This is a genomic window from Mesorhizobium sp. M7A.F.Ca.US.006.04.2.1, assembly GCF_004022915.1.
GTDB lineage: Bacteria > Pseudomonadota > Alphaproteobacteria > Rhizobiales > Rhizobiaceae > Mesorhizobium > Mesorhizobium ciceri.
In genome coordinates, this window is sequence record NZ_RZQA01000314.1 from 1 (window position 1) to 6554 (window position 6554).

The 6554-nt window shown below is 64.2% G+C and carries 5 protein-coding genes; 1 reads left to right on the plus strand and 4 read right to left on the minus strand.

The annotated features are described in order from the left end of the window. The 4 genes from EN925_RS17710 to EN925_RS17725 form a co-directional block, all read right to left on the minus strand. On the minus strand, nucleotides 1-790 hold a 790-nt coding region (locus EN925_RS17710), incomplete at its 3' end, for a branched-chain amino acid ABC transporter permease (protein ID WP_245487235.1). Then, a complete protein-coding gene (locus EN925_RS17715) occupies nucleotides 735-1856 on the minus strand; it encodes a class II histone deacetylase (RefSeq protein WP_013532992.1) in 1122 nt (373 codons plus the stop codon). The genes EN925_RS17715 and EN925_RS17710, both read right to left, overlap by 56 nt. Before the next feature lie 83 nt (nucleotides 1857-1939). After that, nucleotides 1940-4666: a LuxR C-terminal-related transcriptional regulator gene (locus EN925_RS17720; RefSeq protein ID WP_127368784.1), complete on the minus strand. Its 2727-nt coding sequence runs from the start codon at nucleotides 4664-4666 to the stop codon at nucleotides 1940-1942. Next, nucleotides 4663-5343: a GNAT family N-acetyltransferase gene (locus EN925_RS17725; protein WP_127368783.1), complete on the minus strand. Its 681-nt coding sequence runs from the start codon at nucleotides 5341-5343 to the stop codon at nucleotides 4663-4665. Before EN925_RS17725 ends, EN925_RS17720 begins: the two co-directional genes overlap by 4 nt. A gap of 185 nt (nucleotides 5344-5528) precedes the next feature. Here EN925_RS17725 and EN925_RS17730 point away from each other — a divergent pair. Next, nucleotides 5529-6554, plus strand: a 1026-nt coding sequence (locus EN925_RS17730) for an ArgE/DapE family deacylase (protein ID WP_164894260.1), incomplete at its 3' end; no start/stop codon positions are given.

Here is a 6554-nt window from a genome sequence, read left to right on the forward strand (position 1 = left end):
CGAAGACGCTGCCGGCGACGAGGCCGCCGATCGAGCCGACGCCGCCGACAATGACGACGAAGAAGGCGTTGGCGAGATAGTTCACCCCCATCTGCGGCAGCACGATCGCCAGCGGCGCGACCAGTCCGCCGGCGAGCCCGGCGATGGCCGCGCCGAAGGTGAAGGCGATGGCGTAGGTGCGCCGCGTGTTGATGCCGACGCCCTCGGCCATTTCGCGGTTCTGGATGACGGTGCGGATGTCGAGACCGAAGGACGTGCGGCTGATCAGCAGGATGACGCCGAGCAAGGTCAGCATGGCGATGCCGATCAGGATCAGCCGATAGGCCGGGTAGACGGTGAAGAAGAGGTCGAGCGTGCCCTCGATAGGCGGCGTCACCGGCTTGGCGCCGAGACCGAAGATCAGTTCCAGCCCTTGCTGCAGGATCAGGCTGACGCCCCAGGTGGCAAGCACAGTTGAGACCGGCCTGGAATAGAGATGGCGGATGATGGCGAATTCGAGGATGCAGCCGATCACCGCGCCGGCGATGGGGGCAGCCACCAGCCCTAGCCAGAACGAGCCACCCATGCTCTGGACGAAATAGACCGCGAAGGCGCCGACGGTGACGAACTCGCCATGTGCCAAATTGGTCACGTTCATTAGGCCGAAGCTGATCGCTAGCCCGAGCCCGACCAGCATCAGGATACTGATCAGCGTCAGCGCATTGAGCAGCGTGGTGATGACGAAATCCATCGCGTCAGGCCGCACTGGCGAGACGTTGGCGCAGGCCGGCGAGCAGGCCTTCGGCGGCATCGATCACCGCGGCCTGATGAAGCTGCAGGTCTTGCCCGGCCCATTCGTCGATATGGTCCGACAAAGGGTCGACCACTTCGGTACGGTGATTGGCTAGCGTCTCGATGACGGCATGGCCGCAGAACGGCACATAGCCCTCGGAGTAGCCGCCTTCATGGGTCATCATCAGGCGCCCTTGCGAGGTCTCGGCGGCCAGCGCAACCATGCGCGCGGCAAGACGCCTGAAGCATTCGCTGTTGAGCATCATGCGGCCGAGTGGATCGAAGCCGGACGCATCGAAGCCGGAGGCGACGATGACGAGGTCCGGCCTGTAGGCGCGCAGTGCCGGCGCGACAACGCGGTCGAAAGTCGCTTCATAAGCACCGGTTCCGCTGCCGGCCGGCAGCGGGATGTTGATGTTAAAGCCCTCGCCGGCATCTTTCCCGTTGTCGGCCAGCGCACCGCGCCCGGTCGGATAGAGATTGTCCTGGTGCACGGAAATGGTCAGAACCGACGGGTCGGAATAGAACACCGTCTCGGTGCCGTTGCCGTGATGCACATCCCAGTCGACTATCGCCGCGCGCCCGAGCAGGCCTTCATGCTGCAGCCGGCGGACAGCGACGCCAATGTTGGAGAACAGGCAGTTGCCCATCGCCTGGTCGGGCTCGGCATGGTGTCCCGGCGGCCGCGCCAGCGCATAGGCATTGTCGACGCGGCCCGTCAGCACGGCGCGCATCGCGGCATAGGTGGTGCCGGCCGACAGCAGCGCGATGTCAAAACTGTTGAGGCCGATCGGCGCCTGCGGCCCGGCGAAACCGGAGCCGCGTTCGCTGAGCATGCGGATATCATCGACATGGCGTTGCGTGTGCACGCGCAACAGGTCGTCGACCGAGACCGGCTCGGGGATGATCGGCACCAGATGCCGCGACAGGCCGCTGACCTGGATGAGGTTGTTCAGCCGGCGCTTGGAGCCAGGGGATTCCAGATGCCGGCCGGGTTCCACGAAACGGCCGGGCGGCATCATGTCGGCGCTGGAGCCGGTGTCATGCCACATCAGCTGTTCGTGAAAAACGTAGCCTGTCGCCATCCGCAGCGTCCTCTGAAAACCAGGTGACGCTAGCAGGCTAACGATCAGATCGCCCGACCCGAAAGTGGGGTCGCGCCTCTTATCTATGCCCCTCCTTTCGGAGGGGTATGGGCGCCTGCAGATCCTTGCGCGGCGCGCACCGCCTGCACCCGGTTGGTCACCGCGAGCTTGCCGAAAATGTTCTTCAGATGCCATTTCACCGTGGTCTCGCTCACCGACAGCGCCAAGGCGATATCGCGGTTGGACATGCCCTCAGTGAGATAGCGCAGCAGTTCGGCCTCGCGCTGGGTGAGCAGTTCCTTCTCGGCGGCTGGTGCGGTCAGTTTGCGTGTCGCGACAGGCATCGCCTGCGCGGCATCGATGATGCGCGACGCATAGGCTGACAGTGCGGGATCGGTCTTCGCCTGAGCCGCGCGCAGCCGCATCAACCCTTCGACAACAGGCCTTCCCTCGTCGACGAAAGAACGGATGAAGCCGGAGGGTTGGGCGAGACGTAACGCATTGAGGAGATTGCGGTCTGCCTCGCGTTGGTCGTGGGCAGCGCTGGCCGCTTTGGCGCGCAGGATCAGCGCCAATATATGGCGGCGCATGCGCCCGCTGTCTTTCGTGCGCTCGAGCAGCGCGTCGAAAACTCCCGCGGCAGCGGCATAGGATTTCTCGGCCGTCAGCAGGCGGCCCTCGGCAAAGAATTCGAACTCGTTGGCGGTGGTGATGACCACCGAAGCCTCGGTCCCTTCGCCCCGATGCTCGGCCAGCAGCGCACGCGCCTCGGCAATACGGTTCTGATCGAGCAGCACACGTATGCGGTCATGCACGATCATCGATGCCAGGCGGCGATACACCGTGCCGTGTACGCGTTGATAGACGCGCTCAAGCATATCCAGTGCCGCTTCGGTGCGCCCGGTCAGCTGCAGCACGCGGGCATAGGTCGGCACGCTGGCCAGAGGATAGACAATGACTGCCGCGCCTTCGATCTGCGGTCCGAGATTCTCGACCAGGGTCAGCGCTTCGCCCGACGCATTGGTCTCATAGGCAAGTTCCGCAAGCAGCGTGCCGGCCAGGGCCTCGGCATAGGAGTTTGCACCGATCCGCGCCCGAGCCTCGATGATCGCGTTGCGCAGCAGCCGCTCGGCGGCGGGCAAGCGGCCCGCCGAACGCTCGATCACGGCCATGTAGCAATTGGCAATGGTGACGCCGAGCAGGCTGCCGCTTCGCTCATGCGCCCGGCGTGCCGCATCGATGGCGGCGCGTGCGCCGTCGAGGTCACCCAGCGCATAGAGGTTGTAGCCAATGACATTGGCGGTCGCGCCCTCCATGAACCAGGCATCGGGCGCGATGACGCGCAGGGCCGCAAGGGCTGTGTCGCGCGCCTGATCGAACTGCTCCAGCGTGCTGTGAACGGCGGCGGCGAGAACCACGAGCTCAGCCTCGATCGTTGTGCCGGTCATCGTGCCTGGGTCGTTGCTGTCGGTCGGTCCGGTCTCGACCAACTTGCGCGCATTGCTCAGCGTCTGTTGGGCAATCTCCGGCTGGCTGCTGTGCACCGCCAACCACAGCACGACCAGCTGCAGCCGAATGCGCTGGTCGATCAGCTTCCTCGGCAGCAGTGCCAGCAGCTGGCGCACGTAGAGAAGCTGGCACTGGGCGATGAGGTCGAGCGCATTGTTCTCCACGAACACCGCCGCGCGGGCCTGGTCGCCGGCGGCCAGCGCGTGCCCGATCGCCTCTGTCAGCATCTTGCGCTCGCCGAACCATTCGGCGGCCGCCAGATGCAGCGGCGCGATCATCTCCGGTTCGCGCCGTTCCATTTCGCGGCTGAGGAAATCGCGGAACAGATGATGGAAGCGGAACCAGCGCCGCTCTTCGTCGAGCGGCACCAGGAACAGGTTGCGCGTCTCGATCTCGGTGATCGCCGCTTCGGCGTCGGCCGCGCGCATCACCGCCCGGCAGGCCTCGGCGCTGAAGCGTTCGAAGATCGAGCTGTAGAGCAGGAATTTTGCGATCGCCGGCGGCAGTTCCAGGAACACTTCGCCCATCAGGAAGTCGGCGACGTTTCGGTTGGCGCCGGTAAAATTGCCGATGACGGTTTCCGGTGCATGCGCGGCACTCAGTGACAAAGAGGCCAGTTGCAGGCCGGCGGCCCATCCTTCGGTGCGCGAGCACAAGGTCTCCACCGTGCCGCTGCTGACGCTCAGGCCCAGCTTGTCGTTGAAGAAAGCTTCGGCCTCGGATGAGGCGAAACGCAGATCGTCGGGGCCGATTTCGAAAACGTCGCCAAGCACCCGGAGCTTGCCGAGCTGCAGGTCGGGCAGGCTGCGTGAGCCGATGACGAAAGCAACATTTTCCGGCGCCTGCCGGGTCAGGCGCTCCATGAACCGCTTCACCGCCGGCGCCTCGACGGCGTGGTAATCGTCGAAGAACAGGGTGATGTAGGCCTCGCGCGCCGCCAGACCCGCCACAAGTGCCGCGAGCACGACATCGAGCTGCGGGATGGGGCTCGACTGGAAGGCAAGGTCGAGTTCCGCCGGGCTCTGGACCAGATGGCGCAGCGCGCCCACCAGATGCGATAGGAAGGCGCCCTCATCATTGTCCGTCGCCTCGCAGGACAGCCATGCCGTCAGCCTGCCGTGGCGTGCGATTTCCGCAGCCCATTGCGCCATCGTCGTCGATTTGCCGAAGCCAGCGGGCGCGGCGAACAGCACGATGCGCGTGTCGATATGACGCTCCAGCGTCGACAGAATGGTCTCGCGGCGCACCCATCGGCGATGGTGCGGCGACGCTTGGCTGACGGATTGCGGAGCTGTTCTCATCTAGGTCCGCACAGCCTGTAGCTCTCTGGGGGAGAGTCGCCGCAGCCGCTCCACTCCGCTTCGATCAGCGGAATTTGCGGTGCGGCATCGCGCGGCAAGGTTCCCTTGATACGGGGATCGTCGACGATCTCAAATCCGGTAGCGAAGGGCACGAACCCGCAGGCGCTGTAGAATCCGATGACGCTGTGATGATCGAAGCTGCTTGTATGCAGCCAGATGCGGCTCGGGTTGAGACGCCATGCGAGCTCCAGTGCCCCGGCCATCAGCCGTTTGCCGAAACCGCGGCCGGTCAGGGACGGGAACAGGCCGAAATAGGTGATCTCGATCTCGTTATAGTCGGCGGCGAAGAACTCGACCATGCCGAGATGCGCGCCGGTTTCGTCGTGGCCGTAGTAGAGATGCTGGCGCGGGTCGGCGAAATGCTCGGTGATTTCGGCATCGGACATTTCGGAAACGCGGTCCCACAGCCAGGGTGCGCCGATCTCGAGAAAGATCGCCCGGTAGGAAACGCAATCGGGCGTCGTGATCCGTGTCATGCCCAAGGGGCGCGCGAGATCCGGCTGCGGCGTGCGCGCTTCCATCCAGGTCACCGCATTGGCAAGCTTGCCAGCCGGCAGGCGATGGTAGCCAATGGCGAGATCGGTGATTTCGGCGGGCATCGTGTCTTCTGTGATCAACGCATTCCTCGTCATGTCTTCCAGAGATAGCAGTATCGGCTTGCTGCATCCGATGCCAACTCCCCCAAGACCATGGCAGTATCGAACGGCAAGTCCTGGACTGAAAGTTTGGCGCGTATGCCTCTTGCATTTCACAGGAATGGTATATGAGATATGATACATCATCCAGGTGAAAGTGAAATATGATGCCTGAGCGGATTGCGGATGAGGCCATTCTGAGGGCAGTCGATGATGGCTTCGCCCGACAGGTCGCGTTTCTGCAAGACCTCGTGCGCTTTCCCTCCCAACGTGGCGAGGAACACCCCGCGCAGTCGTTTATGGCCGCCGCCTACGAGGCGGATGGCTACGCGGTCGACATGTGGCGCGTCGATGTCGATGAGATTCGCGACCTGCCGGGTTTTTCACCCGTGGCGGTCTCTTACGACGATGCCTTCAACGTCGTTGCTACCCACACGCCGCGAAACGCGACCGGCCGCTCGCTGATCCTCAACGGCCATATCGATGTCGTTCCGACCGGACCGCTCGACCGCTGGGTGCGCGATCCCTACGACCCGGTGATCGAGGACGGCTGGATGCATGGCCGCGGCGCCGGCGACATGAAGGCCGGCCTGTCCGCCTGCCTCTATGCACTGAGCGCCTTGCGTAGCCTTGGCTATCAGCCGGCCGCGAACGTGTATCTCCAGTCGGTGGTCGAGGAGGAATGCACCGGCAATGGCGCGCTTGCATGCCTGCAGCGCGGCTATCGCGCCGACGCCGCCTTCATTCCCGAACCGCTGGAGCCGCGGCTGATGCGGGCGCAGGTCGGGCCGATCTGGTTCAGGGTCGAGGTCGACGGCGATCCGCAGCATGCGTCGGGTGCATTTTCGGCCGGCGCCAATGCCATCGAAAAGGCCTTCGTCATCATTCAGGCGCTGAAGCAGCTCGAAATCGTCTGGAACGCGCGCAAGGTCGATGACAGGCATTTCCATGATCACCCGCATCCGATCCGCTTCAACCTCGGCAAGATCGAAGGCGGCGAGTGGACATCGAGCGTTCCGGCGCGCTGTGTCTTCGAGATGCGCGTCGCCACCTATCCCGGCCAGAGGCTCGAAGACGCCAGGGCCGAGCTCGAGGCCTGCATTGCCGATGCGGCGCGCGCCGATCCGTTCCTGGCCAACCGACCACCCAAGATGACCTACAATGGCTTCATGGCCGAGGGCTATGTGCTGGAG